General features: G+C 55.2%; 22 protein-coding genes and 1 pseudogene. 8 read left to right on the top strand and 15 right to left on the bottom strand.

Translation table 11 applies throughout. The annotated features are described in order from the left end of the window. The first annotated feature begins 7 nt into the window (after window positions 1-7). A complete protein-coding gene (locus KEM39_RS00195) occupies window positions 8-1,300 on the top strand; it encodes a valine--pyruvate transaminase (RefSeq protein ID WP_118997018.1) in 1,293 nt (430 codons plus the stop codon). 52 nt (window positions 1,301-1,352) lie between these two features. On the opposite strand, the gene KEM39_RS00190 is transcribed toward KEM39_RS00195, so the two are convergent. From KEM39_RS00190 to KEM39_RS11445, 3 genes are all read right to left on the bottom strand, one after another. Then, the gene (locus KEM39_RS00190; RefSeq protein ID WP_118997019.1) at window positions 1,353-2,189 is read right to left on the bottom strand and encodes a PHP domain-containing protein; all 837 of its coding nucleotides are present in this window, start codon (window positions 2,187-2,189) and stop codon (window positions 1,353-1,355) included. A 395-nt stretch (window positions 2,190-2,584) separates the two neighbouring features. Continuing rightward, window positions 2,585-2,788, bottom strand: a complete 204-nt coding sequence (locus KEM39_RS00185) for an oxidoreductase-like domain-containing protein (RefSeq protein WP_118779943.1) — start codon at window positions 2,786-2,788, stop codon at window positions 2,585-2,587. Continuing rightward, window positions 2,766-2,999, bottom strand: coding sequence for an RNA-binding S4 domain-containing protein (locus KEM39_RS11445; protein WP_025458008.1), 234 nt, complete (start codon window positions 2,997-2,999; stop codon window positions 2,766-2,768). The genes KEM39_RS00185 and KEM39_RS11445 overlap by 23 nt, the downstream gene beginning before the upstream one ends. A gap of 192 nt (window positions 3,000-3,191) precedes the next feature. Here KEM39_RS11445 and KEM39_RS11795 point away from each other — a divergent pair, with 192 nt between their 5' ends. The 3 genes and pseudogenes from KEM39_RS11795 to KEM39_RS11440 form a co-directional block, all read left to right on the top strand. Next, complete coding sequence (locus KEM39_RS11795; protein WP_275068392.1) at window positions 3,192-3,320, top strand: hypothetical protein; 129 nt, start codon at window positions 3,192-3,194, stop codon at window positions 3,318-3,320. A gap of 217 nt (window positions 3,321-3,537) precedes the next feature. Beyond that, on the top strand, window positions 3,538-6,972 hold the full coding sequence (gene dnaE, locus KEM39_RS00175; RefSeq protein ID WP_211709443.1) for a DNA polymerase III subunit alpha: 3,435 nt from the start codon (window positions 3,538-3,540) through the stop codon (window positions 6,970-6,972). Window positions 6,973-7,037: 65 nt separating this feature from the next. Next, a pseudogene (locus tag KEM39_RS11440) lies at window positions 7,038-7,274 on the top strand (hypothetical protein); the annotation flags it as partial. A gap of 419 nt (window positions 7,275-7,693) precedes the next feature. On the opposite strand, the gene KEM39_RS00170 reads toward KEM39_RS11440, so the two are convergent. The 3 genes from KEM39_RS00170 to KEM39_RS00160 all read right to left on the bottom strand — a co-directional run bounded on the left by KEM39_RS00170 (window position 7,694) and on the right by KEM39_RS00160 (window position 11,146). After that, on the bottom strand, window positions 7,694-8,020 hold the full coding sequence (locus KEM39_RS00170) for a hypothetical protein (protein ID WP_118997021.1): 327 nt from the start codon (window positions 8,018-8,020) through the stop codon (window positions 7,694-7,696). Window positions 8,021-8,026: 6 nt separating this feature from the next. Continuing rightward, window positions 8,027-8,959 (bottom strand): alpha/beta hydrolase, encoded by a 933-nt coding sequence (locus KEM39_RS00165; RefSeq protein ID WP_118997022.1) that lies wholly within the window; start codon window positions 8,957-8,959, stop codon window positions 8,027-8,029. Window positions 8,960-9,028: 69 nt separating this feature from the next. After that, window positions 9,029-11,146 carry a TonB-dependent siderophore receptor gene (locus KEM39_RS00160; RefSeq protein WP_192886287.1) on the bottom strand — a complete coding sequence of 706 codons (2,118 nt, stop codon included), beginning with the start codon at window positions 11,144-11,146 and terminating at the stop codon, window positions 9,029-9,031. A 159-nt stretch (window positions 11,147-11,305) separates the two neighbouring features. Between KEM39_RS00160 and KEM39_RS00155 the strand changes: the two genes are divergently transcribed. After that, window positions 11,306-11,965, top strand: a complete 660-nt coding sequence (locus KEM39_RS00155; protein WP_118997024.1) for an HAD family hydrolase — start codon at window positions 11,306-11,308, stop codon at window positions 11,963-11,965. Window positions 11,966-12,040: 75 nt separating this feature from the next. Here the strand turns inward: KEM39_RS00155 and ispH are convergent, their stop codons facing one another. From ispH to KEM39_RS00130, 5 genes are all read right to left on the bottom strand, one after another. Next, on the bottom strand, window positions 12,041-13,009 hold the full coding sequence (gene ispH / locus KEM39_RS00150) for a 4-hydroxy-3-methylbut-2-enyl diphosphate reductase (protein WP_101129460.1): 969 nt from the start codon (window positions 13,007-13,009) through the stop codon (window positions 12,041-12,043). Between the two features lie 29 nt (window positions 13,010-13,038). Beyond that, on the bottom strand, window positions 13,039-13,533 hold the full coding sequence (gene lspA, locus KEM39_RS00145; protein ID WP_101129459.1) for a signal peptidase II: 495 nt from the start codon (window positions 13,531-13,533) through the stop codon (window positions 13,039-13,041). Window positions 13,534-14,009: 476 nt separating this feature from the next. Then, window positions 14,010-16,799, bottom strand: a complete 2,790-nt coding sequence (gene ileS / locus KEM39_RS00140; protein ID WP_211709442.1) for an isoleucine--tRNA ligase — start codon at window positions 16,797-16,799, stop codon at window positions 14,010-14,012. A 142-nt stretch (window positions 16,800-16,941) separates the two neighbouring features. Further along, window positions 16,942-17,862 (bottom strand): bifunctional riboflavin kinase/FAD synthetase, encoded by a 921-nt coding sequence (gene ribF, locus KEM39_RS00135; RefSeq protein ID WP_107859434.1) that lies wholly within the window; start codon window positions 17,860-17,862, stop codon window positions 16,942-16,944. A gap of 100 nt (window positions 17,863-17,962) precedes the next feature. Then, the gene (locus tag KEM39_RS00130) at window positions 17,963-18,334 is read right to left on the bottom strand and encodes a hypothetical protein (RefSeq protein WP_118997026.1); all 372 of its coding nucleotides are present in this window, start codon (window positions 18,332-18,334) and stop codon (window positions 17,963-17,965) included. A 127-nt stretch (window positions 18,335-18,461) separates the two neighbouring features. Between KEM39_RS00130 and KEM39_RS00125 the strand changes: the two genes are divergently transcribed. From KEM39_RS00125 to KEM39_RS00115, 3 genes are all read left to right on the top strand, one after another. Next, entirely contained in the window at window positions 18,462-19,313 is an 852-nt protein-coding gene (locus KEM39_RS00125) for a YoaK family protein (protein WP_118997027.1), read from the top strand. A gap of 109 nt (window positions 19,314-19,422) precedes the next feature. Next, window positions 19,423-20,100 (top strand): OmpA family protein, encoded by a 678-nt coding sequence (locus KEM39_RS00120; protein WP_118997028.1) that lies wholly within the window; start codon window positions 19,423-19,425, stop codon window positions 20,098-20,100. A gap of 104 nt (window positions 20,101-20,204) precedes the next feature. Further along, complete coding sequence (locus KEM39_RS00115; protein WP_118997029.1) at window positions 20,205-21,137, top strand: AEC family transporter; 933 nt, start codon at window positions 20,205-20,207, stop codon at window positions 21,135-21,137. A 64-nt stretch (window positions 21,138-21,201) separates the two neighbouring features. Here KEM39_RS00115 and xth read toward each other — a convergent pair whose 3' ends face one another. The 4 genes from xth to KEM39_RS00090 form a co-directional block, all read right to left on the bottom strand. Then, window positions 21,202-21,972: an exodeoxyribonuclease III gene (gene xth, locus KEM39_RS00110; RefSeq protein WP_211709441.1), complete on the bottom strand. Its 771-nt coding sequence runs from the start codon at window positions 21,970-21,972 to the stop codon at window positions 21,202-21,204. Window positions 21,973-22,031: 59 nt separating this feature from the next. Continuing rightward, window positions 22,032-22,313 (bottom strand): ArsR/SmtB family transcription factor, encoded by a 282-nt coding sequence (locus tag KEM39_RS00105; protein ID WP_118997031.1) that lies wholly within the window; start codon window positions 22,311-22,313, stop codon window positions 22,032-22,034. A 405-nt stretch (window positions 22,314-22,718) separates the two neighbouring features. Next, a complete protein-coding gene (nadC, locus tag KEM39_RS00095; protein ID WP_118997032.1) occupies window positions 22,719-23,600 on the bottom strand; it encodes a carboxylating nicotinate-nucleotide diphosphorylase in 882 nt (293 codons plus the stop codon). Window positions 23,601-23,674: 74 nt separating this feature from the next. Continuing rightward, window positions 23,675-24,613 carry an NUDIX hydrolase gene (locus KEM39_RS00090; protein WP_118997033.1) on the bottom strand — a complete coding sequence of 313 codons (939 nt, stop codon included), beginning with the start codon at window positions 24,611-24,613 and terminating at the stop codon, window positions 23,675-23,677. Between the last annotated feature and the right edge of the window lie 73 nt (window positions 24,614-24,686).

Below are 24,686 nucleotides of genomic sequence, written 5' to 3'. Positions count from 1 at the left end.
GTTTGACATGCAGTTTTCAGCATTCGGCGAAAAATTCACGCAACACAGCGGCATCCTCCAACTGATGGACGACCTCGGCGACGCGCTCAAAAGCGACAAGCCCGTCAACATGCTCGGCGGCGGCAACCCGGCGCGCATTCCGGAAATCGATCGGGCGTTCGCCGACATATTCTCCAAACTGGCTACGGAACACGCCGTCGAAAACATCGGCAACTACTCCAACCCCCAAGGCGATGCTGCGCTGATTGACGCGCTGACCACCTTCCTCAACCTTGAATACGGCTGGAATCTGACCGCCGACAATATCGCGCTGACCAACGGTTCGCAAAACGCGTTTTTCTATTTATTCAACCTCTTCGGCGGCAAATTCAAGCTTTCAGACGGCACATCCGCAGAAAAAGCCATTTTGTTGCCGCTCGCACCCGAATACATCGGCTATGCCGACGTGCATGTCGAAGGGCAGCACTTCGTTTCCGTCAAGCCCAAAATCGAAAACGTCGAACACGAAGGCGAAGCAGGCTTCTTCAAATACCGCGTGGACTTTGACGCACTGGAAAACCTGCCCGAGCTGAAAGAAGGCAAAATCGGCGCGATTTGTTGTTCGCGCCCGACCAACCCGACCGGCAATGTGTTGACCGACGGCGAAATGGCGCGTTTGGACGCTTTGGCGCGTGAACACGGCATTCCGCTGATTATCGACAACGCCTACGGAATGCCGTTCCCCAACATCATTTACAGCGACGTAACGCTGAATTGGCATGAAAACATCATCCTCTGCTTCAGCCTGTCCAAAGTCGGCCTGCCGGGCGTTCGCACCGGCATCATCGTCGCCGCGCCCGAAGTCGTCAAAGCCGTCAGCAGCCTGAACGCGATTGTGAACCTTGCCCCCACGCGCTTCGGCGCGGCCATCGCAACGCCGCTGCTGGAAAGCGGCGAGATGAAACGGCTTGCCGACCAAGTCATCCGGCCGTTTTACCGCAATCAGGCGCAAATCGCCGTCTCGCTGCTCAAGCGGGAGCTGGGCGCGTACCCGATGAAAATCCACAAACCCGAAGGCGCGATTTTCCTGTGGCTCTGGTTTGAAAACCTGCCTGTTTCTTCGCAAACCCTGTACGAAATGCTCAAAGCCGAAGGTACTCTGATTATTCCGGGCGAGCATTTCTTCGTCGGCATCGACACGCAGGATTACCCGCACGCAGGCGAGTGCATCCGCATGAGCATCGCGCAGGACGCTCAAACGCTGGAAAAAGGCATTGCCGCCATCGGTAAAACCGTCCGAAAACTGTACGACAACGTTTAAAACACAAAAAAATGCCGTCTGAAAGGTTTTCAGACGGCATTTTTATCCGCATTCAATGTCGGGAAAAATGTTCCCAAACCGGTTTGCAGTTTTCCGGCAGTTCGGGACACGCGCCGAGGATGCCGCCACTAAAGTCGTTTAAACGGTGGAAGTCGCTGCCCGCGCTGGCGAGCATACCGAAGCGTTCTGCCAAAAGCGCGTAGTTGAGGCGGTCGTTTTTGCAACAGTTTCCGCTGTGGACTTCGATGCCCGCACCGCCGAGGTTTTTAAATTCTTCAAACAGATTGCGCTTGGCGGTGGCGGACAAATCGTAACGCATCGGATGGGCGATGACCGCCAGCCCGCCCGCGCCGTTGACGGCGGAGACGCAGTCTTCCAGCGTCGCCCATTCGTGGCGGACGGCGCAGGATTTGCCGTCGCCCAAGTATTTGGTGAACGCCTGCTGCTTGTTTTTGACGTGTCCCGCCCGGATGAGGAACTCGGCGACGTGTGTGCGGCTGACCATTTCTTTGTTTGCCGCCAACGCGAGTGCGCCGTCGTATGCGCCGCCGATGCCTTTCCTTTCGAGCTTGGCGGCGATGGCTTCGAGGCGTTTCAGACGGTCTTGCCGCACTTGCGCCAACAGGTTTTGCAGGTTTTCGTCCCGTTCGTCGAAATCCAAACCGACAACGTGTATGGTGCGTCCGCGCCAAGTGACGGAGATTTCCACGCCGTTAATCAGGCGCAAACCGAGCCTGTCGGCTTCGGCACGCGCTTCGGCGATGCCGCCGGTGTGGTCATGGTCGGTCAACGCCAGCAGCGTGCAGCCGTTTTGATGCGCGAGGCGGACGACTTCGGCGGGGGAAAGCATACCGTCGGAAACGGTGGAATGGCAGTGCAGGTCTATCATGGGGTGTTATGTGTATGGTGAATGAAGGTCGGGGGTTAATATTATCGGTTGGTGTGGATACGGCGGTGATTTCAAAAAACAAGTGTATGGCAAATGCAAAGGAAAAGCCGCTATGCCGTCATTCCCGCGCAGGCGGGAATCCAGACTTTGATTTATTGGAAATGTTTAAGGTTAACCGCTATTTCAAACTTCCGGATTCCTGCTTTCGAGGGAATGGCGATATGACCGTTTTCAATTTTAATCTACTATAAAAGACTGTCTGAAAACGTGGTTTTATAGTGAATTAAATTTAAACCGGTACAGCGTTGGCTCGCCTTGCCGTACTATTTGTACTGTCTGCGGCTCGCCGCCTTGTCCTGATTTTTGTTAATTCACTATATCAAGCCGAACCGTTTTCAGACGGCATCGTCCGACCAACCCGCTTCTTTCAATTTCCGCCGTTGCGCGTCGTAGCGGGCCTTATCTGCCCAATAAATCGTCTGAATGCACGCCTCGCCGCAGTCGCTGCCGCAACATTCCCACGATTCAGGGCGGACGGGTTCGTCTAAAAGCGGCTCGCCCAAAAGGGCTTCGGCTTTATTCTTCAGGGTCGTATCCATCGGCGATTTCCAAGCGCGCGCCGTCAAACTCGATGACTTCGCCGCCGCGTATTTTGGCGGTTTTGCGGATTTCGGTTTCGCCGTTGCGCAACACCAGCCCTTCGGCGATAAATGCTTTTGCCTGTCCGCCGCTTTCGGCAAGTCCGGCTAATTTCAAGAGGTCGCACAAGGCGATGTATTCGTTGTCTTCGAGATAGACGGTGGCTTCCATGATGTTCCCTTGCAGAAAGAGGTCGTTATTGTAGCACCTGCCGCCGCCGTACCCAAAATTACCGCAAAACCAGCGATGTATCCGCACCGCCTGTTCCGTAAAAATGCCGTCTGAACCCCCGTATGCCGCCATCCGGTCAGAGAAATCCTGCCCAACAGCAGGCTGCAAATCCTGTTCCCCGACGAATCCGCATTGACGCTGATGCACCTCCTCAAACGCGAACTGCCCGATACGCTGGTCATCGGCATCAGCCATCAAAACGAAATCAAAAACCTGTTTGAACGTAAAATTAATTTAACTGCTTGCCATCCGTCCGAATAAGGTATATAGTTCTTTATAACTAGTTTGATAGTCCTTTATATCTATCAATACTCCTTGGGAAGCCTCCACCACACGGTAGGAGGCATTTTTTTGCCGTCGTAAAAGCTCAAAAACATTTGCAGGTCATGCCGTCTGAATCCGAAACAGCATTACCTACACCGCCATCTAAAGACAACCCTGCTACAATACGCCTTTTATTGTTCACGCCGATTTTGCCATGACCGAGCCGACCTACATCCCCCTGCGCCTGCATACCGAGTTTTCGATTACCGACGGTATGGTGCGGATTAAAAAACTGATTGCCAAAGCGCAGGAATACGGTTTGCCTGCTTTGGGCATCAGCGATTTGATGAACGAATTCGGTTTGGTGAAATTCTATAAAGCCTGCCGCAGCGCGGGGATTAAGCCCGTCGGCGCGGCGGACGTATGGATAGGCAATCCGAATGCGCCCGACAAGCCGTTCCGCGCTATGCTGATTATCCGCAACGATGCGGGCTATCTGCGTTTGAGCGAGCTTTTGACGGCGGCCTATGTCGGCAAAGACCGCAATGTCCATCACGCGGAACTCAATCCCGAATGGCTGGAAAACGGCGACAACAGCGGCTTGATTTGTTTGAGCGGCGCGCATTACGGCGAAGTGGGCGTGAATCTGTTGAACGGCAATGAAGACGCGGCGCGGGCGGCGGCGTTGAAATATGCAGCGTGGTTTCCCGATGCATTTTATTTAGAGCTGCAACGCCTGCCCGAGCGTCCCGAATGGGAGGCTTGCGTTTCGGGCAGCGTGAAGCTGGCGGAGGAACTGGGTTTGCCGGTGGTGGCGACGCATCCGACGCAGTTTATGAGCCGCGACGATTTCAACGCGCACGAGGCGCGGGTGTGTATCGCAGGCGGCTGGGTATTGACGGACAAGAAACGTCCGCGCGATTTCACACCGAGCCAGTTTTTCATTCCGCCGGAAACGATGGCCGAACGTTTCGCCGATTTACCCGAAGCCCTCGAAAACACGGTGGAAATTGCCAAACGCTGCAATCTGCACATCACATTGGGCAAAAACTTCCTGCCCCTTTTCCCCACGCCCGACGGTTTATCACTCGATGACTATCTCATCAAACTCTCCAATGAGGGCTTGCAGGAACGCATGGTTCAGCTTTATCCCGACGAGGCGGAGCGGGCGGCAAAAATGCCGGAATATCAGGAACGTTTGGATTTTGAGCTGAACATCATCATCCAGATGAAATTCCCCGGCTATTTCCTTATCGTACAAGACTTTATCAACTGGGCGAAAACACACGGCTGTCCGGTAGGGCCGGGACGCGGTTCGGGCGCGGGTTCGCTGGTGGCGTATTCGCTGAAGATTACCGACCTTGATCCGCTCAAATACGCGCTGCTGTTCGAGCGTTTCCTAAACCCCGAACGCGTTTCTATGCCCGACTTCGACGTGGACTTTTGCCAAAGCAACCGCGGCCGCGTGATTGAATATGTACGCGAAAAATACGGTGCGGAAGCGGTCAGCCAGATTGTTACCTTCGGCACGATGTCGTCCAAAGCAGTCATCCGCGACGTAGGGCGCGTGCTGGAGCTGCCGTTTATGCTGTGCGACAAACTGTCCAAGCTGATTCCGTTGGAAGCCAACAAACCTTTGGGTTTGGACGACGCGATGAAGGCAGAGCCGCAGATTCAGGAATTAATCGAAGCGGAAGAAGCGGACGAACTGATTACGCTGGCGAAAAAGCTGGAAGACCTGACGCGCGGTTTGGGTATGCACGCGGGCGGCGTGTTGATTGCGCCGGGCAAGATTTCCGATTACAGCCCCGTGTATCAGGCGGACGAATCCGCCTCGCCCGTATCCATGTACGACAAGGGCGACGTGGAAGACGTGGGTTTGGTGAAATTCGACTTTTTGGGCCTACGCAACCTGACCATTATCGAAATGGCGCAGAACAACATCAAAAACACCACCGGCGATATCGTTGATGTCGGCACAATCCCGCTCGACGACCAGGTCGCCTACCAAATCTTCCGCGATGCGAACACCACCGCCGTGTTCCAGTTCGAGTCGACCGGCATGAAAAAAATGCTGAAAACGGCGCATACGACCAAGTTTGAAGAACTCATCGCCTTCGTATCGCTCTACCGCCCCGGCCCGATGGACAACATCCCCGACTTCGTCGCGCGCATGAAAGGCCAGGAATTCCAATACATCCATCCGCTGCTCGAAGGCATCCTCGCGCCGACCTACGGCATTATGGTGTATCAGGAACAAGTGATGCAGGCGGCGCAGATTATCGGCGGCTACTCGCTCGGCGGCGCGGACCTGCTGCGCCGCGCCATGGGTAAGAAAAAGCCCGAAGAAATGGTGAAACACCGCGAAATCTTCGCCGAAGGCGCGGCAAAACAAGGTATTTCGCGCGAAAAATCCGACGAAATCTTCAACTATATGGAAAAATTCGCCGGCTACGGTTTCAACAAATCCCACGCCGCCGCCTACGCCCTGATTTCCTACCAGACCGCATGGCTCAAGGCGCACTACCCCGCCGAATTTATGGCGGCAACCATGTCGTCTGAATTGGACAACACCGACCAGCTCAAGCATTTCTACGACGACTGCCGCGCCAACGGCATTGAGTTCCTGCCGCCCGACATCAACGAATCCGACTACCGCTTCACGCCGTATCCGGACATGAAAATCCGCTACGCGCTCGGCGCGATTAAAGGCACGGGCGAAGCCGCCGTCGAATCCATCATCGCCGCGCGGCAAAGCGGCGGCAAGTTTACCAGCCTCTTGGACTTCTGCGAGCGCGTCGGCAAAGAACACATGAACCGCCGCACCCTCGAGGCCCTGATACGCGGTGGCGCGTTCGACAGCATCGAACCCAACCGCGCCATGCTCTTGGCGAACATCGACCTCGCTATGGACAACGCCGACCAAAAAGCCGCCAACACCAATCAGGGCGGACTTTTCGACATGATGGAAGACGCCATCGAACCGGTGCGGCTCGTCGACGCGCCCATGTGGAGCGAGTCGGAAAAACTCGCCGAAGAAAAAACCGTCATCGGCTTCTACCTGTCCGGCCACCCGTTCGGCCCGTATGCCCAAGAAGTCCGCCAAATCGCCCCGCAGAAACTGTCGAAACTCAAACCGCAAGACAGCGTGCGCCTCGCCGGATTCGTTACCGCCGTGCGTACGATGATGGGCAAGCGCGGCAAAATCGCCTTCGTCAGCCTTGAAGATTTGAGCGGGCAGGTTGAAATCATGATCGGCGGACAGACGTTGGAAAACTGCGCCGACTGCCTCAAAGCCGACCAAGTGCTGATTATCGAATCCAAAGTCAGCCGCGACGACTACGGCGGCGGCGACGGGCTGCGTATTCTGGCCAACCAAGTCATGACCCTACAAACGGCGCGCGAACGCTACGCCCGCAGCCTCAGCCTCGCCCTCGCCCCCGGCCACGACATCGGCGGACTGGTACAACTGCTCGCCGCCCACCAACTGCCCGACACACCGCGCATCCCACTGCAACTGTCGTATGCCAACGGAAAAGCGTCGGGCAGGCTTCAAATGCCGCCGAAATGGACGGTTACACCGAGTTCCGCATTGTTCGGCGAACTGGAAACATTGCTCGGCAGCCGGTCGGTGCGTGTCAACTGGTAACCCAAAATATAAATGCCGTCTGAAGCCCAAAATCGGTTTCATTCGTACTTTATTCGAATGATTGAATAAAAGTAACTACCAAGAAAAACGTATTTTTTGGTTATTTCGCCAGTCTAAATAGAGCAACCGGGGCGATTGATATCCGTGTACATGACACAGACAGCACCAAAGGGAAAAACGGCATTTTCCAAAGTATCGGTATCAAAACCGCCCTTTCATTCCAAAAATACCAAATCGACAAACCGGGCAAAGAAATCAGACCGTGCCGTCTGAAAAAAATGCCCGCCCGTCCGTTAAATTAATCTATCCCTGTTTCAGACGGCCTGAAGCAGGGATTTTTATATCAAGATAAAATGAGAACGGGAGCGACAACGCCGCTGCAAGCTTACGGCAAGCCGCAAGCATTGTGGCACTGCGAAATGAGAGAAAAGTAATGCGCCCCTTTGACGGGGTGCAATATATAAGGGATTTTATGAGACGGGTTCGGGCGCGAACTTTAAAAAAGCGGCAGGCACAAACAAAAATCCCCAAGCCTGAGAACAAGGGGATTTTTTGCATTCCTGCCTAGTTTTGAAACTTTACAGGAAACATCCAAATGCAAATCTCTCTTACCATAGGAATTTTGCAATTGACTGTTACGATTGATGCTAGGGTTATTCTAGCCTTGATTGTGCTTTTAAGTCAATAGACCACCAAAACCGCCTGATTAACGGGCGGTTTTCTATTTTGCCGCATCCATTACTAAAACTTGGGGCTTGTCCGCTTTCGCGTATTGTGCGGGCTGTTCCGTCCTTTGCCGTTCGTCCTTACAAGGGTTGAAAGGCGGATTGTTTCGGGCAAAGTTGCACATTGCCTTTGCGAACGGTATCTGCCGTGTGCGGTTTAAGGGCACGGGCGGAATTTCCGCCGGTTTGTCACGCGATAAGCCGTTATCTTCGATTTTCTTGTCTGTGCGGTATGCAATCGCTGCCTGCTTACGCACCAATGCGGCGATGTCGGTTTTTTGGGCTTCCGGCTTTGCGGTGAGAAATGCCTTTATGTCCGCCACTGATGCCTACCTCTGCCAAGCCTTCCTCAAATATTCGACGCAATCGGTCAGCGAGTGAAACGGGACATTGCCGTGGTCGGCATTCGGATATTCCCTGAAAAAGACGGCGGCCCCGCGCCTGTCCAACTCTGCCGCCATTTGTTCGGCCTGCCCTGCCATGTCGCGTTCTTCCCTGCGTTTGCAATCGCTGCCCCGTTCGAGCGCGCCGATGTTGAGGCAGACCTCGATGCCGTCCAGCCGGTTTTCAGACGGCATAAAGCCGAGTATCCGCCTGTTGTGCCACCAAATCGAGGGGGATACGAGCCAATGCCGTCTGAAACGGCGGTGGGAAAGTAGGGAATACAGTCCGAACAGTGCGCCGAACGAATGCCCGAATACGGCGGTTTCATTTTTGTCCAGCCGGTATTTGCTTTCTAAAAAGGCGGTCAGTTCGCTGTCGATAAAGGCGGCGAAGCGGTCTGCCTGTCCGAACTGCTGCCGTTCGTCTGCTGTGGCGTTGTCTCCAAGCGGCGGCGTGTAGTCGGCGGCACGTTGCGTCAGGTCGCGCACACTGCCTGTCGTGTAGCCGATACCGACAATCAGGCAGGGGGCGTTGCTTCGGGTAACGGGGTTGGGCATCAGCGACTGCATGATGTTGTACAGCGCGGGAAAAAAGGCTTCGCCGTCGAGGACAAAGAGGACGGGATAGCCTTCAGACGGCATTTCGCCGAGTGTTGCCGTCTGAATCCGATAGATTCGCCCCGTGCAGGTGGATTTGATTTCGGTTTCAAAGGCTTGGGACAGTATGGCAGGTTGGAATGTGTCGGTCGGTATGGGTTTCATGATGTTCGGCTTGTGGGTCAGACTGGCGGCAAGCGGTAAAACCGAACCGGCAAAGCGGTCTGCCTGCCGGTTCGGTCTGTTTTCCTTCGCAATGCCATACTCCAGTTGTGAGAGCATAGGGTATGCCGCGCAGCTTGTTGTGGTTTGATTATGCTGCGGCTGCCGTTTCAGACGGCATATTGGTCTTTAAAAACTGTAACGCAGGTTTGCCGTCAGGCTGCGCTCCGAACCGGGAATGTTAAAGGTGTTCGCGCTGCCGACGCGGGCGTAGTAATGGCGGTTGAAGATGTTGTCGGCGTTGATTTGCAGCTTCAGCTTGGGCGTGAAGCGGTATGCCGCCATCGCATCGAACGTGGCATAACCGCCTGCATGCATCCCTGCAGATGAAGTAATGCCGCTCATCGCGTTCACGCCGCCGCCGATGGTCAGCCCGGACGTAACTTGGTAAGTCGTCCACAAGTTTGCGCTGTGTTTGGGCATCAGTAGGAAGATGCCGTCGTCGCGCGAATTGGAGGCGGTTTTGATTTGGCTGTGCAGATAGCTGTAACCTGCATGGATTTGCCATTTCGGTGTAACCGCGCCGCTGATTTCGGTCTCAACACCTTCCATCACGCGCTCGCCCAATGCGGCGTAACGGGTTTTTTTGTTGTTTGGGTCCAGCGGTGCGGCGGCATTTTTGTCTTTCAGGCGGTAGAACGAAACCCGGGTATTGAGGCGGTCGTCCATGTGGCTGCCTTTGTAGCCGACTTCAAACTGGTTGCCTTGGCGCGGTTTGAGCAGCTTGCCGTCGGTGCCGAGGCTGGTTTGCGGTGTGTAGAGTTGGGAGAAGCTGGCGTACAGGCTGTTGCTGCCGTCTATATCATAAACCGCGCCTGCGTAGCCGGTGAACTTGGTTTTGCTGGCTTTGTGCAACTCGTCGCCTTCGCCCGCTTCGATTTTGTAGTGTCCCAAACGTCCGCCGCCGATGAGCGACAGCCCGTCGGCAGGATGGAAGACGGATTTGCCGTAAACGCCGAATTTATCAAGGTTTTCGGTGTCAAGGGTATGCTTGTAGCCGTGCGCGCCGGCACGGGCATTTTGTATCAAATCAACATAGGAGGCGGAGTGGAAATCGCCCAAGGCGATATTGCTTTTAACAGTCGAACTACTTCCTTTTTCGTTGGTGCTGCGGAAACGGTTGTAGTCCGCACCAATCACAAATTCGTTTGCAGTGTTGCCCAAGGCAAACGGCCGGCTGTAACTTGCGTCAACCGCAAAGGCTTTTTGTTTGATGTCCGTACCCAAACCCGCCACGTTGGCTTTTCCGGCATTGTTGAGTTTGCTGCCCGCAAACGTGTAATTAGAATCGGCTTTCCGGTCGGAATAGCGCATACCGACTTTGCCGTAGCCGCCGTTGCCGAAGTAATGTTTCAAATCGGCGAACACGTCGTGGCTGTTCATTTTGAATCGGTTCCAATCCGCGCCGACAAATACGTGTTGCGGCAGGGACGGCAATTTGTTATTGGCATCGGCTGGCAAGCCGTTGTACGGCGCGAGGTGGCGTTGCTGGTAAAGATAGCCCGCGCCCAAAACCGTATCGGGGTTGATGTCCCAATCCGCCGCCGCGTAGAAGGTTTCGTGCCGGTTGTTTTTCTCGGCGGGACGCGGAGACGCGCCGACGGTCTGCGCCATCACGCGGCCGCGCACGCTGCCGTCTGAATTGAGGCTGCCCGATACGTCCGCCTCGGCTTTATATTGTTTGTGCGTACCGAACCCTGCCGCAGCATGACCTTGGAACGCTTTGGTCGGGCGTTTGCGCACCAGATTCACGATACCGCCCATCTCGCCGCTGCTGTCGAACAGTCCGCTCGGCCCGCGCATCACTTCCACGCGGTCGAAGGCAAACAGGTTGGGCAGCGTGCCGTTGATACTCTGCATCTGCGCGGGCAGGCCGTCGATGTTGTATTCGCTGTATTCGTAACCGCGCGCGTAAACCGAAGAGCGTCCGTCGTCGTTGCTCAACACGCGCAAACCGGGCGTTTTGCGCGCCAACTGGTCAAACGTATCGACATTGCGGTCTTTGACCTGCTGGTTGGTGATGATGCTGACGGATTGCGGAATTTCGCGCAAAGAAGCGGGGATTTTTGTACCAACGGTGGCGGCAAACGAGCTGTAATCGCCGTTTTTCTCGGTGGCAATCGCGTTGTAAGAACGCTGACCCTTAATATGGACGGTTTCCAAATCCGCCGTTTGTGCGGCAAAAACCGAAGACGAAAGTGCTGCCAAAACCGTGGCGGCGGTCATATTGATGCGGAAAACTGACATAAACTGTCCCATTCACATAAATGATAATGGTTCTATTTTAATAAAGCACAACGCGGCTTGTTCGGAAAAACATATCGCTCAGCCGACAAATTTTGTCGAAAATGCGACACGTCTGCGTTTTCCGCATAAAATCTGCTTTTTTACTGCAACCAACCTGCTATGACCCCGCCCAAACTCATCATCTTCGACTGGGACGGCACGCTTGCCGATACGACCCAACCCATCATCGACACCATGCGCCGCAGCTTCGCCGAATGCGGTTTTCCGCCGCCCGAAGCGGAGCGCGTCCGCAGCCTGATCGGCTACAGCCTGCCCGAAATCATCCGCACCCTGCTCGAAATGCCGTCTGAAACCGCAGTTGCCGACATCACACGCACTTATTCCGCACATTACCTCAATCCCAACAACCGCAATATGACGCTCTTTCCCGATGCCCTGCCCTGTCTGGACAAGCTCAAAGCACAAGGATACTGGCTTGCCGTCGCCACGGGCAAAGGGCGGGCGGGTTTGGACAACGCCATCAGCCAAACCGCCACCGGCGGCTATTGGCTCGCCACCGCCTGCGCGGGGGAATATCCCTCCAAACCCTCGCCCGAAATGGTATTCGGACTCTGCGGCGAACTGGGACTCGACCCGAAAGAGGCATTGGTCGTCGGCGATACGGCGCATGACCTGCATATGGCGGCAAACGCAGGCGCGGCGGCAGTCGGCGTTGCCACCGGCGCACATTCGCGCGAACAGCTCCTTAGCGCACCGCATCTCGCCGTATTGGACGACTTGTCCGAACTGCCCGGTTTTCTTGCACAACATTACGCCTGATTGGTTTCCGCATCAGACACTCGAAACAAATACCGTCTGAAGGTTGTTCAGACGGCATTTGTTTTACCCAAACATTCAACGCTTGCACAAATCGGGTTTGGTTTCGCCCTCGCGGCGCAGCTCTTTGGGCAGGACGAACACGATGCTTTCTTCCGCACCCTCCCCTTCGCGTACGGTTTCATGCCCCCACCCGCGTATGGTTGCCAGTACTTCCTGCACCAATACTTCGGGCGCGGACGCGCCTGCCGTTACGCCGACTTTGTTTTTGCCCTCAAACCACGCGCGTTGCAGGTAGGACGCGTTGTCCACCATATACGCATCGGTCCCGATGCCTGCCGCCACTTCGCGCAGGCGATTGCTGTTGGACGAATTGGGCGAACCGACCACAATCACGATGTCGCACTGTTCCGCCAGCTCTTTGACGGCGGTTTGCCGGTTGGTCGTCGCATAGCAGATGTCTTCCTTGTGCGGATTGCGGATATTGGGGAAACGCGCGTTCAGCGCGGCAATGATGTCTTTGGTTTCATCGACCGAGAGCGTGGTTTGGCTGACATAGGCGAGTTTGTCGGGGTTTCTGACTTCGAGTTTTGCCACATCTCCGACCGTTTCGACCAAAAGCATTTTGCCCGGCGCAAGCTGCCCCATCGTTCCTTCGACCTCAACGTGCCCCTTATGCCCGATCATGATGATTTCACAGTCTTGGGCATCCAGTCGGGCGACTTCCTTATGCACTTTCGTAACCAGCGGGCAAGTCGCATCAAACACGCGGAAACCGCGCTCCGCCGCTTCCTGCTGCACCGCCTTCGATACACCGTGTGCCGAATAAATCAGCGTCGCGCCCGGCGGCACTTCCGCCAAGTCTTCGATAAACACCGCGCCTTTTTCACGCAGGTTATCGACGACGAATTTGTTGTGGACGACTTCGTGGCGCACATAAATCGGCGCGCCGAATTCTTCCAAAGCACGCTCGACAATACTGATTGCCCGATCCACGCCGGCGCAGAAGCCGCGCGGATTGGCAAGGATGATGGTTTTTCCGTTCATAAGTTTTACATTCCGTGTTCAGACGGCATTCACGTTTTTTTGCCATCTTTGCGATGGACGATATTGTCAAGCACCGCCAACACCGCACCGACGCAGATAAAACTGTCGGCAATATTAAAGGCGGGATAAAACCAATTTTGCCAATAAAACAATAAGAAATCGACGACATGACCGTGTATCAGGCGATCGATGACATTGCCTAACGCACCGCCGATAATCATCGCCGCCCCGATTTTGCCGAGGGTTGCAAACTCGTCGCGCAAGATAGCGCGTACCAAATACGCGCTCACCGCCACTGCCAGCACCAAAAAAAAGTATTTTTGCCAGCCGCCCTGATCGGCAAGGAAGCTGAACGCCGCGCCCGGGTTGTACACCAGCGTCAGATCGAAAAACGAAGGAATGACATTGACGCGTTCCCGATACTGAAACAACGACAGCACCGCCCACTTCGACCACTGGTCCAGCACGATGGCGGCAAGTGCCAATACCCAATAGCGCATTTTACTTGAAACAGATGAAGACATATTTTTCAACAGCCGGATAAAAGAGTGCCATTTTACCCGAAAACCCCCTGCCTGTACCCGAAACGGCAAATGCCGTAATCTTGAAACCCGTCATTCCCGCGCAGGCGGGAATCCAGACCTGTCCGCACAGAAACTTATCGGATAAAACGGTTGCTCCACCCCTGCGTTCTAGATTCCCACTTTCGTGGGAATGACGCTTCAGTTGCGCAGGGTAGGATTTGGTGGGGTTAGCAGGCTGAAGCCCACCCTACGGCTCGCTGATTCCCCGACACCGATGCCGTCTGAACCTTCAGACGGCATTTTTGATGCACCCGCCGTTGACAGGCGCGGGCGGGCACAGTGAAATACCCGAACCGTCATTCCCGACAACACCGCAATCTTGAAACCCCTCCGCCATTATGAAGACAAATCGCGGCACAAAAAATGCCGTCTGAAATGCTGTTCGGCGGTTTCAGACGGCATTTGCTCAAACTTTATCAGGCGTAATGGCGCGTTTCGCCTTCTCCGCCGACATTCTCTGCACAGCGTTTGCAGACGGTTTCATAGCCTGCAACCGCGCCCACATCGTGGGTGTAGTGCCAGCAGCGTTCGCATTTTTCGCCATCGCTGGCTTTGGCGGCAACGGCAAGTTCGCTGCCTACTTTCACTTCTGCTTTAGACACCAGCAAAGCAAAGCGCAATTCTTCGCCCAAGGCGTTCAGGTAACCGGCCATTTCTTCCGGCGCGGTGATTTCGGCTTCCGCCTGCAAGGACGAACCGACGGTTTTGTCGGCGCGCAAAGGCTCGATGGCGGCAGTTACTGCTTCGCGTGCTTCGCGGATTGCCGTCCATTTTTTCACCAATTCGGCTTCGGCTTTTTCGTTGATGGTCGGGAACTCGTGCCAAGTATGGAAAAGGACGCTGTCTTCTTCGCCGCCGCCGATGATGTCCCATGCTTCCTCGCCGGTGAAGCACAAAATCGGTGCAATCAAGAGAACCAAACTGCGCGTGATGTGGTACAGGGCGGTTTGCGCGCTGCGGCGGGCGCGGCTGTCGGCTTTGGTGGTGTAGAGGCGGTCTTTCAGGATATCGAGGTAGAACGCGCCCAAGTCTTCCGAGCAGAAAGAAACAATGTCTTTTACAGCAAAGTGGAAGGTATAGCGCGGATAGTAATCGCCTGCCAGACGCTCTTGCAGCTGACGTGCCAATACCACGGCGTAGCGGTCGATTTCCACCATGTCTGCCTGTTGCACGGCATCTTCAATAGGATTGAAGTCGCTGAGGTTGGCAAACAGGAAGCTCAAGGTGTTGCGGATACGGCGGTAACTTTCGGTTACGCGTTTGAGGATTTCTTTGGAAATCGCCAATTCGCCGCTGTAATCGGTGGATGCTGCCCACAGGCGCAGGATGTCTGCGCCGAATTCGTTATAGACTTCTTGCGGCGCGACGACGTTGCCGATGGATTTCGACATTTTGCGGCCGTTTTGGTCAACCACGAAACCGTGGGTCAGCAGCTGTTTGTACGGCGCGCGACCCATCGAAGAGGCGCAGCCGGTCAGCATGGAGGATTGGAACCAGCCGCGGTGTTGGTCGCTGCCTTCGAGGTACAAGTCAGCCGGCCATTCCAATTCTTCGCGTTGTTTCACAACGGAATAATGGGTCGAACCGGAGTCGAACCATACGTCCATCGTATCGGAAAGTTTGTCGTAATGTTCGCAATCTTCCGTGCTCAAGAGTTCGCTCTTATCAAGAGAGAACCACGCTTCGATGCCTTTTTCTTCGATGCGTTGCGCGACTTTTTCCAAAAGTTCGGCAGAGTTCGGGTGCAGCTCGCCCGTTTCTTTGTGAACAAAGAAAGTCATCGGCGTGCCCCAATAGCGTTGACGTGAAACCACCCAGTCAGGGCGGCCCTCGATCATGGCTTCGAGGCGCGCGCGACCCCAAGATGGGAAGAATTCGGTGTCATCAACGGCCTTGATGGCTTTGTCGCGCAAGGTTTTACCGTCGGCACCGGCTTTGTCCATACCGACAAACCATTGACCTGTCGCGCGGTAAATCAACGGCGTTTTGTGCCGCCAGCAGTGCGCGTAGCTGTGTTCGATTTTGCTGCTTGCTAAGAGGTTGCCGGTTTCTTCCAACCATTGCAGGATAACGGGATTGGCTTCCCAAACGCGCATACCAGCAACGCGCGGCGTTTCACTAATGTATTTGCCTTCGGCGTTGACGGGGTTGTAAAGCTCGATGCCGTATTTATTGCAGACGGCGTAGTCTTCCAAACCGTGCGCAGGGGCGGTGTGCACCAAGCCCGTACCGGCGTCGGTGGTAACGTGTTCGCCGTTGAGCATGGGAATATCGCGTTCGAGGAACGGATGATTCATATGCAGGTTTTCCAGCTTGTCGCCTGTGGTTTCGGCAAGAATAGCAATGCCGTCTGAAAAACCGTAACGTTTGAGTGCGTCTTCTGCCAAGTCTTTCGCCAATACCAATTTGCCTGTAGGCGTATCGATTAATTGATACACCACGTCCGCACCGGCAGACACGGCTTGGCTCGCCGGCAGCGTCCAAGGCGTGGTTGTCCAGATAACGGCAAACGCTTTGCCTTCGATACCTGCCAAACCGAATGCGGTGGCAAGCGCGGCAGTGTCTTTAAACGGATAACCCACGTCAATCGCAGGCGATACTTTGTCTTTATATTCCACTTCCGCTTCGGCCAATGAGGAGCCGCAGTCCAAACAGAATTGAACCGGTTTTGCGCCGCGGTAGAGATAGCCGGATTTGTAGATTTCGCCGAGCATACGCACGGTATCGGCTTCGGTTTTGAAATCCATGGTCAGGTAAGGATTGTCCCAGTCGCCCAACACGCCCAAGCGGATGAAGTCTTTTTTCTGACGGGCGACCTGTTCAGCAGCGTATTCGCGGCACAATTCGCGGAAACGGGCTTTGGGCATGTCTTTGCCGTGCAGCTTTTCTACCATCACTTCGATAGGCAAACCGTGACAGTCCCAACCCGGCACATAAGGCGCGTCAAAACCGGCTTGGGTTTTGCTGCGGATAATGATGTCTTTGAGAATTTTGTTGACGGCGTGACCGATGTGGATGTCGCCGTTGGCATACGGCGGGCCGTCGTGCAGGATGAACTTCGGACGGCCTTTGGCGATTTCGCGCAGTTTTTGGTAGCGTTTTTGCTCGTACCAGCTTTTCAGCCACGCAGGCTCGCGCTTGGCAAGATTGCCGCGCATCGGAAACGGGCTCTCGAGCAGGTTTACGGTTTTACTATAATCGGTCATTTTTTGATCTCTATTGTTGCGGTATTTCGGTTTTCAGACGGCATTGCGCCTCAAACAGTATTTCACAACGGGAAACCCCTATGCCGTCTGAAAAGTTAAAAGATTGATTGTAGCCCAATCGGATGGTTTGTATAAGGTTTTTCTACCAACACTTTGCGGCTTCCATATCGGCTTCAATCTGCCTTTTCAGCTCTTCCATACCATCAAACTTTTCCTCGTCGCGCAGTTTGTGCAGGAAGCGGACGTTCAGCCGTTGTCCGTACAGGTCGCCTTGAAAGTCGAACAAGTGGACTTCCAGCTTTTGAGAACAGCCGCTATCAACGGTGGGATTGAAGCCGAAGCTCGCCACGCCGCGCCGCGTGCCGAACGCGCCGTCCGCTTCGACGACAAACACGCCGCCGAGGGCATAACGGTGGCCGGGCAGGCGGATGTTGGCAGTCGGGGCGTTTAGGGTGCGCCCGAGTTTTCTGCCGTGCACCACCCTGCCCCCCAAAACGTAGTCGTGTCCCAAAAGTTTTTTCGCATAGGCAAGGTTGCCGTCTGAAAGGGCTTGTCGCACGGCGGTACTGCTGGTGCGGATGTCTTCGACGATGACGGAAGGCGTACGCTCGGTTTGCATATCGGGCTGTTGTGCCAAAAGTTCAAAACAGCCTTCCCGCCCCGCACCGAAACGGAAATCGTCGCCGACGAGCAAATAACGCGTATTCAAGGTTTGACGCAGCAGGCGGTCGATAAACCCTTGTGCGGATATTTCGGAAAAATTTTGATCGAAACGTAAAACCCAGACGGCATCGACACAGCCTGTGCCTTCCAATAATTCGAGCTTGGTGCGCAGGGGGCTGATCCGGCACGGCGGCATCCTGCCGGTGCGGAGTGCGAAAAATTCTTTGGGTTGGGGTTCGAAAACGACAGCCACGACGGGTAATCCGCGCGTATCGGCTTCGAGGCGGAGTTTTTGGAGGATGTGTTTGTGTCCGAGGTGTACGCCGTCAAAATTGCCTATGGTTACGGCGGCACCCTGTGGAAAGTCGGGCGCGTTGTGCCGCCCCAGCCTGATTTTCATTGTGCGTTCGGGTATGTGGTGAAACAGGCGGTCATTGTAAACGGTATTGCGGTTTATAGACAGTGTGCAGGGTTCGGACGGCATATGCTGTCTGAAGGGTTTACCACCACGGGCGGTAGAAGGGATAGCCCCAGTCGTCGTAATAGCGGTACAGGCGTGCTTCTTTGAGCTGCTGTTGCGAGATGTAGTTCTGCCACGCCATTTTGTAACAGGCTTGGAACATGGGATCGGAAAGCTTTTCGGTATAGCGTGTTTTAAATATCTGTCTTTCGGCATCAGGCATGGGCGCATATCCTGAATCGAACTGACGGCGGATAAGCTGTGCGGCCTCGCGGTCGCATTGCGCTGCAAGGGCGACTTGCAGGTCCTGTTCGTAGCGTTGCTGTGCCTGACGGTATGCAGCCTGCTGTTCGGGTGTGGCGCAGGCAGTCAGTATGAGTATTGCGGCGGCGGCCGCGATGTATCGGCGCATGGTGTTCTACCCTCCTCGGAAACAGATTCAATGTACGCTCTTTTCAAAAATTTGTGAAGTTCGCCCCTAGATTGTTTTCGCTATAAAATGCGGTTCTTGAACATGCTTTCCGAACCGTCCGCCCATTATGAACGAATCCGACCGCCACGCCAAACACGCCCGCCGCAGCCGCCACCACATCCCGCCGTTTTGGCAGGCCGACCGCCCCTACCTGCACGAACACCACATTTCGGATGCGCGTTTCCGCCGATTGGGCTACATCATGTCGCTGCTGGCAGGCGCAATCAATGCCGGCGGTTTTTTTGCATTTGCCCGCTACACGTCGCACGTTACCGGCTCGATGTCGTTGCTGGCGGACATGGTATATCTGAAGCAATGGACGGCGGCAGCGGTGGCGATGGTCAGCGTGTTGTGTTTCATCGCGGGTGCGGCGCATTCAGGCTGGGTGATTTTATGGACGCAGCAAATGCGCTTTCGGGGCAGCTACGGGTTGTCGATGTGGCTGGAGGCGCTTTACCTGCTGATTTTCGGCCTGTTCGGCATTACCGCGCTGCAATGGGATACGGACGGAGGCTTGGTCTTCCCTTCCCTCGCGCTGTTCTTGCTCTGCTTCATCATGGGGATGCACAACACAGTGATGACGCTTCTGTCGGGCGGCGCCATCCGCTCGACCCACATGACGGGTACGGCGACCGACTTGGGCATCGAAATCTCACGCGCCCTGTATTACTCCAAAACCCACCATCCCCGCCTGCCGCACGTCCGCGTCAACAAACCCAAAATGTGGCTGCTCAGCGGCATGATGCAGGCCTTTCTGCTCGGCGGCATCATCGGTGCGTGGGGCTACCATAAAATCGGACACCACTTCGCCCTGCCCGTTTCGGCAACCCTGCTAATATTGGGCGCGGGTTCGGTCGGCTACGATGTGAAGGTACGTTTTTTGTGGATGTGGCGGCGGTTTCGGCGCAAATCACGATAAACCGGCGTTGTTTCGGGCAAAATCGGGTAATTTCAGGTTAACGCCGCTTATTTGGACGGCATGATTGTTTATAGTTGTACGGTTTGACATATACACGGAAGGAAACACCATGACTTTCTTCAAACCCTTTACCGTCGTGCTGACCGCATCCGCACTCACGCTTTCCGGCTGCGTTGCCGACCCTGTAACCGGACAGCAGTCCCCAAGCAAATCCGCCATGTACGGTTTGGGCGGCGCGGCAGTGTGCGGCATCGTCGGCGCACTGACCCACAGCGGCAAAGGCGCACGCAATTCCGCGCTTGCCTGCGGCGCAATCGGCGCGGGCATCGGCGGTTATATGGACTATCAAGAGCAGCGGCTCCGCCAAAGCCTTACCGGCACACAAGTCCAGGTTCAACGCCAAGGTAACCAGATTAAGCTGGTAATGCCCGAAAACGTTACCTTTGCCACCGGCAGCGCGGTTTTAAGCGACAATGCGCAATTTGCGCTGAATACTGCCGCACAAACGCTGGTGCAATATCCGGATACCACGCTGACCATCAACGGCCACACCGACAACACGGGTTCCGATGCCGTCAACAATCCGCTTTCGCAACACCGCGCCCAAGCGGTTGCCTACTATCTGCAATCCCACGGCGTGGCGGCTTCACGACTGACGGTTTACGGCTACGGTTCGCATATGCCGGTCGCTTCCAACGCTACGGCTGAAGGCCGCGCACAAAACCGCCGGGTGGAAATCCTCATCAACCCCGACCAACGCGCCGTCAACGCCGCACAGCACATGTAACGCGCCCTGCAACGCCAATGCCGTCTGAATGCTTTTCAGACGGCATTTCCGTATTTGCGCCCGCAGGCGTACAATCTTTCCCTTTTTTCTGACACGGTGATTCCATGGATACCGCCCTGCTCCTTGCCGGCAAAATCGCCGAACTGACGCTGATTGTTTTTATGGGCATCGGTTTGGTGAAATCAGGGCTGCTCAAATCGGAAAACAGCTATCCGCTGTCGGTCATCGCCCTCTACCTCATCAGTCCGTCGGTAATGCTGCACGCCTTCCAAATCGGCTACACGCCTGAAGTGGCACAAGGCCTGCTGCTTTCAGTCAAGCTCGCCGTCCTCTTCCACATCCTGCTGATTGCCATCGGCAAAATCCTGAAAAAGCTGCTCAGGCTCGACAGTCTGGAACACGCCGCGATGGTGTACAGCAATTCGGGCAACCTGATTATTCCGCTGGTCATGTCCGTTTTCGGTTCGGAGTGGGTCATCTACACCGGCGGCTTCATCATCGTGCAAACCGTCCTATTTTGGACGCACCTGCGCCTGCTGGTCTCGGGCAACGTCAGGCTTTCATGGAAAACCATCCTGACCAACATCAACATCCTCTGCATTTTTACCGGACTGCTGATGTTTGCCTTCCAAATCAAACTGCCCCGCCTGATGGACAACACCCTCGCCGCCGTCGGCAGCATGATCGGGCCGGTTGCCATGATTGTTGCCGGAATGCTGATAGCCTCCGTGCCGCCGCACGCGCTTTTGTGTTCGGCAAGGCTGTATGCCGTGGCATTCCTGCGGCTGATTCTGATTCCGCTGATATTGCTTGCCGTCGTCAAACTGTCGGGGCTGGCACACCTCAACGCCCTGTCCGAAACTGTCGTCCTCATCAGCTTTCTCGCCACCATCAGCCCATCGGCGGCAACCATCACGCAAATGGCGGTCGTGTACGGCAACGACGCACGCAAGGCAAGCGCGATTTACGGCATCACTACCCTGCTGTGCGTCATCACCATGCCGCTGATGATTGCGCTTTACCGATACACGGTTTGAACCTTCAAACAAAGATGCCGTCTGAAACCCGAAAAACGGTTTCAGACGGCATCTGCCTTTCATCCTACCAATCGAATTCCGCACACACCGGCGCGTGGTCGCTCGGACGCTCCAGCGCGCGCGTCTCCAAATCGACACGGACATCCTTCAACGCCGCCGCCATCGCAGGCGACACCAAAATATGGTCGATACGCAGGCCCAGTTTGCGTTGGAACATCGCGCCGCGATAGTCGAACCATGTGTAAAACGCGCCTTCGGGATGGACTTGGCGCAGGCTGTCGGTCAGTCCCAAATCCAGCAGGTTTTGAAACCACTGCCGTTCGACGGACGAACAGTGGATTTTTTCGTGCCATTTTTCAGGGTCGTAACAGTCCGCATCGGCAGGCGCGATATTGAAATCGCCCAGCAGCACCAGTTTGCCGTGGCGTGCCATTTCATCGCGGACAAATTCGGTTAACGCGGCAAACCATTGTTCTTTATATTTGAATTTCGGGCTGTCGAGGGCTTCGCCGTTGACGCAATAGACATTGATGACGCGCACGCCGCCGACGGTTGCCGCAATCACGCGCCGTTGTGGATCGTCCGGCAGCGCGGGCAGCCCGATATGCACGTCTTCCGGCGCGTTGCGGCTGACGATTGCCACGCCGTTGTAGGTTTTCTGCCCGCTCCAAACACAGTACCAGCCCATCATCTGCAAGGCGGCTGCGGGAAACTTGTCCTGATCGAGCTTGAGTTCTTGTAAAACAAGAATATCCGGCGGATTGTCGGCAAGCAGGTTTTGCACCTGCGGCAGCCGCACATTGAGCGAATTGACGTTCCAAGTGGTGATTTTCATAACATTTCCGAAAAATGCTGTCTGAAACGTTCAGACGGCAAAAGGAAAGGATTCTAACACTATGCCGCGCGTTTGTTTTCCAAATCGCGAACCGTGTGCAGAATCGCCGCTGCTTCTTCGGAAACCAGGCGGTATTCGATAATGCGGTGGTAACGCGTAAAGTCCACCAGACCGCCCGCCCTCAGGCGGTTCAAATGGCCGGAAACGGCGGTGGCCGGAAGGGATAAGGATTTTGCCAGTTCGGCGATATTGCGTTCGCTGTCCAACAGTTGGATCAGTATCGCCATACGTTCGGGATGCGCCATAAGTTTGAGTATGGTGTGGAGCGGTATTGTGTTCATCGGTATTCCTAAAACCTTTGCCGCCCGCCAAGCGGATTGACGGGCGGCAGATATGGATGATTGTGATTATCTTTATAAATCGTATTATAAATCAAATATTTATGGATGATTGTACAGGATTGTATGTTCCTTTTCCCACTTTTTTTGCAAACAAGCGTAAAGGCGGGCTTTCAGACGGCATAAAACTGCCGCGCCCGTCCTTTCCCCTGCCCTGCCGATGCCTCCGCGCTGTCGGGCAAACAAAATACCTGCCTGAAATGCTGTTTTTTCTAAAGCATCACAACCTTTACGAAAAATGCCGTCTGAAGAATCTTTCAGACGGCATTCCCTCCCTGAGGCAATAACCGGATTACGGTTAAGCGGTTCCTTGTCTGACATATCAGACAACTGCCGACACCCTAAAACTCATGCCACAAAATCCAAACCTATGTCCAGCGATCGGCTGCTGTGGGTCAGATAGCCGAGAGCGATGCCGTCCACGCCGGTTTGCGCCACGCGCTTCAGTCGGTCGAAGCCGATGCCGCCCGATGCTTCGCAATAGACGGTGTGGGAGTGGGCGGTTTGCGTGTGGCAGCGGTTTGCCGCTTCTTTCAGGGTTTCGTCGTCCATGTTGTCCAGCAAAATCCGTTCCGCGCCCGCCGCGATGGCTTCGTCCAGTTGTGCCAACGTGTCCACTTCGACTTCCACGCAGGTCAACGGTCCGACCGCCTGTTTTGCCTGACGAACGGCTTGGGCGATGCTGCCGCAATAGGCGAGGTGGTTGTCTTTGATGAGTACGGCGTCGTCCAAACCCATGCGGTGGTTCACGCCGCCGCCCGCCCTGACGGCGTATTTTTGCAGGACGCGCAGCAGGGGGATGGTTTTGCGGCTGCACACGATGTCTGTACCGTATTCGGCGACTTCGGCAACGGCAAGCGCGGTGGCGGTGGCGATGCCGCTTAAGTGCGTGAGGTAGTTGAGCGCGGTGCGTTCGGCGGCGAGCAGGGCGCGGGCGTTGCCTTCGACGGCGGCAAGCGTCTGACCTGCGCGGACGGTTTGCCCGTCTTGGATTTCAGCTTGAAAGCGGACGGACGGATCCATCGTCTGAAAGGCGAGGCGCGCCAAGTCCATGCCGGCGATGACGCCGTCTTCGCGGCTGACGAGGAAAAGTTTGGCGGTTTTATCGGGCGCGATGACGGCGGCGGACGTAATGTCGCCGCGCCTGCCCAAGTCTTCGCTCAAGGCTTGTTCCACCATGGGGCACAACAGGGTGTCGGGCAGGGGAAAGAGGGTATTTTCAGACGGCATGGGGTTTCCTTTGTTGAAAAAGATTGATGTTGCACCGATGGGCAAAACTTCGTTTGATGTCGTCTGAAAACGGGCTAACGGCTGCCCAGCGGCAATCCGATGTCCGAAATCAGCCTGTCGGGCAGGACGTCGTCGCGGAAGCGGTAAAGCTGCGCAGGACGGCCTTTGCTGCCCGATACGCCGGTATCCGACGGCTCGATGAGGTTTTGCTGCTGAATCTGGCGGCGGAAGTTTTGCTTGTGCAGCAATCTGCCGCTGATGGCTTCGACGCTGTTTTGCAGTTGCAGCAGTGTAAATTCGGGCGGCATCAGTTCGAAAATCACGGGGCGGTATTTGATTTTGGCGCGTAGGCGGGATAAGGCTGTCGCCAGTACGCGGCGATGGTCGTGGCGCATAGGCTGCCCTGTGAGCGTGAAATCAAAGTTTGCCTGCGGCTCGGCGGCTTCCGCTATCAGGCCGCTCTCATACAGCATTTCATAGCGTTGCAAAACGTATTCTTCCGACCAGTTTTCCGGTTCGACCCCCCAACACAAATGAATGCGCTTGAGCCGCTTTTGGCGCACTTCCTCCGTGTCCGCAGAGTTTGCCCAAATGCGCAGGCGGCTGACGATGGTCTCATGTTGCCTACCGGCGCTACGTAAATCTTCCCACGGAAAATAGCAGTAGCAGTCCTGCCATTTCGCGTCGGGATGCAGGATGTTGTCGGCTGCCTCGCGCACCAGTCCCAAATAGCTGACGTATAAGACAGGCAGGCCTTGTTCATTTTGGCGGCTTGTATCTACAAACGTATAAAGCTGTTCTACATAGCCCATAGGCTGTGATGTCTGTTTGGCAACCCACATCCTGACCCCTGCTTGCAGAGAGTGACGAAGCGGTGCAAGCAGGCCATTGGGTAATAGCTCTCCTCTGACAACTGTCAAAACCCTCAAGCTGCCGTTTGTAATGGCGATCAGTACAGGAACCAGCTCGACGATACTTTGCGGATTGGCTGCTGTTTCAGGATAGGCATCCATGCGTAGCTTTCATTCAAGAGAAAACCTTATTGTAAACCAAAGCGGTTTTCAGATGACCTTGCATATTATACTC

The sequence above is a fragment of the Neisseria sp. Marseille-Q1983 genome (assembly GCF_018224585.1).
Classification (GTDB): domain Bacteria; phylum Pseudomonadota; class Gammaproteobacteria; order Burkholderiales; family Neisseriaceae; genus Neisseria; species Neisseria polysaccharea.
This window is presented reverse-complemented; position numbering and strand designations above follow the sequence as displayed.

What these genes read in the sequence shown, in the direction of transcription:
- KEM39_RS00160 (WP_192886287.1), bottom strand. Translation starts at nt 11,146, where the DNA reads ATGTCAGTTTTCCGCATCAATATGACCGCCGCCACGGTTTTGGCAGCA.
- lspA (WP_101129459.1), bottom strand. Translation starts at nt 13,533, where the DNA reads ATGTCTTCATCTGTTTCAAGTAAAATGCGCTATTGGGTATTGGCACTT.
- nadC (WP_118997032.1), bottom strand. Translation starts at nt 23,600, where the DNA reads ATGCCGTCTGAAAATACCCTCTTTCCCCTGCCCGACACCCTGTTGTGC.
- KEM39_RS00185 (WP_118779943.1), bottom strand. Translation starts at nt 2,788, where the DNA reads ATGGATACGACCCTGAAGAATAAAGCCGAAGCCCTTTTGGGCGAGCCG.
- KEM39_RS00125 (WP_118997027.1), top strand. Translation starts at nt 18,462, where the DNA reads ATGAACGAATCCGACCGCCACGCCAAACACGCCCGCCGCAGCCGCCAC.
- dnaE (WP_211709443.1), top strand. Translation starts at nt 3,538, where the DNA reads ATGACCGAGCCGACCTACATCCCCCTGCGCCTGCATACCGAGTTTTCG.
- ribF (WP_107859434.1), bottom strand. Translation starts at nt 17,862, where the DNA reads ATGAAAATCAGGCTGGGGCGGCACAACGCGCCCGACTTTCCACAGGGT.
- KEM39_RS11445 (WP_025458008.1), bottom strand. Translation starts at nt 2,999, where the DNA reads ATGGAAGCCACCGTCTATCTCGAAGACAACGAATACATCGCCTTGTGC.
- xth (WP_211709441.1), bottom strand. Translation starts at nt 21,972, where the DNA reads ATGAAAATCACCACTTGGAACGTCAATTCGCTCAATGTGCGGCTGCCG.
- ileS (WP_211709442.1), bottom strand. Translation starts at nt 16,799, where the DNA reads ATGACCGATTATAGTAAAACCGTAAACCTGCTCGAGAGCCCGTTTCCG.
- KEM39_RS00105 (WP_118997031.1), bottom strand. Translation starts at nt 22,313, where the DNA reads ATGAACACAATACCGCTCCACACCATACTCAAACTTATGGCGCATCCC.
- KEM39_RS00120 (WP_118997028.1), top strand. Translation starts at nt 19,423, where the DNA reads ATGACTTTCTTCAAACCCTTTACCGTCGTGCTGACCGCATCCGCACTC.
- KEM39_RS00090 (WP_118997033.1), bottom strand. Translation starts at nt 24,613, where the DNA reads ATGGATGCCTATCCTGAAACAGCAGCCAATCCGCAAAGTATCGTCGAG.
- KEM39_RS00155 (WP_118997024.1), top strand. Translation starts at nt 11,306, where the DNA reads ATGACCCCGCCCAAACTCATCATCTTCGACTGGGACGGCACGCTTGCC.
- ispH (WP_101129460.1), bottom strand. Translation starts at nt 13,009, where the DNA reads ATGAACGGAAAAACCATCATCCTTGCCAATCCGCGCGGCTTCTGCGCC.
- KEM39_RS00190 (WP_118997019.1), bottom strand. Translation starts at nt 2,189, where the DNA reads ATGATAGACCTGCACTGCCATTCCACCGTTTCCGACGGTATGCTTTCC.
- KEM39_RS00165 (WP_118997022.1), bottom strand. Translation starts at nt 8,959, where the DNA reads ATGCTCTCACAACTGGAGTATGGCATTGCGAAGGAAAACAGACCGAAC.
- KEM39_RS00130 (WP_118997026.1), bottom strand. Translation starts at nt 18,334, where the DNA reads ATGCGCCGATACATCGCGGCCGCCGCCGCAATACTCATACTGACTGCC.
- KEM39_RS00195 (WP_118997018.1), top strand. Translation starts at nt 8, where the DNA reads ATGCAGTTTTCAGCATTCGGCGAAAAATTCACGCAACACAGCGGCATC.
- KEM39_RS00115 (WP_118997029.1), top strand. Translation starts at nt 20,205, where the DNA reads ATGGATACCGCCCTGCTCCTTGCCGGCAAAATCGCCGAACTGACGCTG.